Origin of the sequence: Agromyces binzhouensis, from assembly GCF_004135055.1 — a bacterium.
Taxonomy (GTDB): Bacteria; Actinomycetota; Actinomycetes; order Actinomycetales; family Microbacteriaceae; genus Agromyces; species Agromyces binzhouensis.
Genome location: NZ_SDPL01000519.1, coordinates 1 through 1,810 on the forward strand (window position 1 = coordinate 1; position 1,810 = coordinate 1,810).

General features: G+C 73.7%; 2 protein-coding genes, 1 tRNA gene and 1 pseudogene. 3 read left to right on the forward strand and 1 reads right to left on the reverse strand.

The window, feature by feature from the left end; all coding sequences use genetic code 11:
• Positions 1 to 262 (reverse strand): annotated as a pseudogene (locus tag ESO86_RS16315) (arginine--tRNA ligase); the annotation flags it as partial.
• Positions 263 to 301: 39 nt separating this feature from the next.
• Here ESO86_RS16315 and ESO86_RS16320 point away from each other — a divergent pair.
• The 3 genes from ESO86_RS16320 to ESO86_RS16330 all read left to right on the forward strand — a co-directional run.
• Complete coding sequence (locus ESO86_RS16320) at positions 302 to 934, forward strand: iron ABC transporter ATP-binding protein (protein WP_129235887.1); 633 nt, start codon at positions 302 to 304, stop codon at positions 932 to 934.
• 65 nt (positions 935 to 999) lie between these two features.
• A tRNA-Arg gene (locus ESO86_RS16325) sits at positions 1,000 to 1,072 on the forward strand.
• A 192-nt stretch (positions 1,073 to 1,264) separates the two neighbouring features.
• Positions 1,265 to 1,810 (forward strand): TPM domain-containing protein (locus ESO86_RS16330; protein WP_165308142.1); only part of this gene is annotated, 546 nt, incomplete at its 3' end.

Genomic DNA, 1,810 nt, shown 5'->3' on the forward strand with positions numbered 1-1,810 from the left:
CCTCGGCGCTCGCGACGCCGTCGACGCCGGCGAGGCCGGCCGCCAGCTCGGTCGCGAGCTCGCGCGGGTTCGCGCCGAGCGGCTTCGCGATGCGCAGGGCGATGCTCGACGCCCAGTCTCCGTGCTCGCGGAGCTTCGGGCGCTCGAGCGTCACGGCGTCGGGGGCGAGGTCCAGCTCGACGTCGGCACCCGCCTCGCGTCGCCGGGCGACCAGGGCGTCGACGAGGTCGTACAGGGCACGCGAGAGGTCGGCGGGAGTCACTCGAAGATCCTACCGGGCGGCGTTGCTATCGTTTCCCGCATGCCGCGCCCGAACGCCCCGCTCCCCCGACTCCGCCCGGCCGTGTTCGCCGCGGCCGGCGCGACCGCGCTCGCCCTCGTCCTGTCCGCGTGCACGGACCCCTCGGCCTCCCCGGCGGAGACCTCGGCGCCGCCCGCGGCGACGGGCTCCGCGGCGGCGACGGCGCCGGCGGAACCGACGATCGAGCCCGAGCCGACCGAGGAGCCGATCCCGTTCGAGGTCGCGTGCGACGAGATCCTCACGCCCGACCAGGTGTACGCGTTCAACCCGAACTACGGCACCGCGCCCGACTACGCCCCCTCGGCCGCGACGATCGCCGACGTGGTCGCGGCGTCGGGCACGGCCTGCGGGTGGAGCAACCAGACGAGCGGCGAGGTGATCGAGGTCGGCGTGGCCACGCTCCCCGAGCACGCGTACGAACTGCAGGTCGGCGACGCGGCGATGCGCTCCAACCCCGTGCCCACGTACGGGACCCCGCCCGAGGTCGAGGGCTTCTTCCGGCAGTCCGGCGGAGTCGGACAGGCCCAGGTGTTCGCCGACGGGTACTGGATCGTGGTCGAATCCCCCGTCCTGTTCGAGCCCGGCGACGCGCAGGGCCTCGTCGCCGACGTCATCGCGAACGTCGTCGGCTGAGCCGTTCGCCGGGCGTTCGGAGTGCTCCGAGCGACCCGTGCAGGTGGTAGTGTTTCCTGCTGTGCGCCTCCGTAGCTCAGGGGATAGAGCGCCGGTTTCCGGTACCGTAGGTCGGGGGTTCGAATCCCTCCGGGGGCACGTCGTGAAGAGCCCGGTCCACTCAGCCAGCTGAGGGTCCGGGCTCGTTCCGTATCCGGGTGCCGAGCCGCCCCTCGCCGCCGGATCGACCCCGCCCCGGGGGCTGCTGAGCGTCCGCCCGGAGTCGTGGACGCTCATCGGAGCGCACCAATAGACTCCAGACGTCGGCTCCGAGGGGAAGGGCACTGTCGCATGCGGTCGGTTCGCAGGGGTTCGATCGCGTGCGCCGTCCTCGTCGTGCTGGCCCTGCTCCAGGCCCCCGCGGTCGCGAACGCCGAGCAGCCGGTCGAGTTCGGGCCGAGCCCGATCGTCGACACCGTGGACGCCGTGACCGACGACGAGGCGCGCGCGGTCGAGGCGGCGATCGCCGAGGCGGCCGATCGGAGCGGCCGCCAGCTGTTCGTCGCCTACGTGAGCGAGTTCGAGGACCCGGCCGACGCGGGATCCTGGGCGACCGAGACCGCCAACGACAACAACATGGGCAGTGAGGACTACCTGCTCGCCGTCGCGATCGACGGACGCGCCTACCACCTGTCCGCCGCCGAGGACGCCTCGCTGTCCGCGGGCGACATCGACCGCATCGCACTCGAGGTCATCGAGCCCCACCTGCGCGACGGCGACTGGGCCGCCGCGGCGATCGCCGGCGCCGAGGCGATCGGCGGGGGCGGGGGCTCGGGCGGCGGCCTCGGCTGGCTGTGGATCGCGCTCCTGGTCGTCGTCGCGGCCGTCGTGGTCGTC

Bases quoted from the DNA above. Each gene is read 5' to 3' on its own strand.
- ESO86_RS16320 (WP_129235887.1), top strand. From the start codon at position 302: ATGCCGCGCCCGAACGCCCCGCTCCCCCGACTCCGCCCGGCCGTGTTC.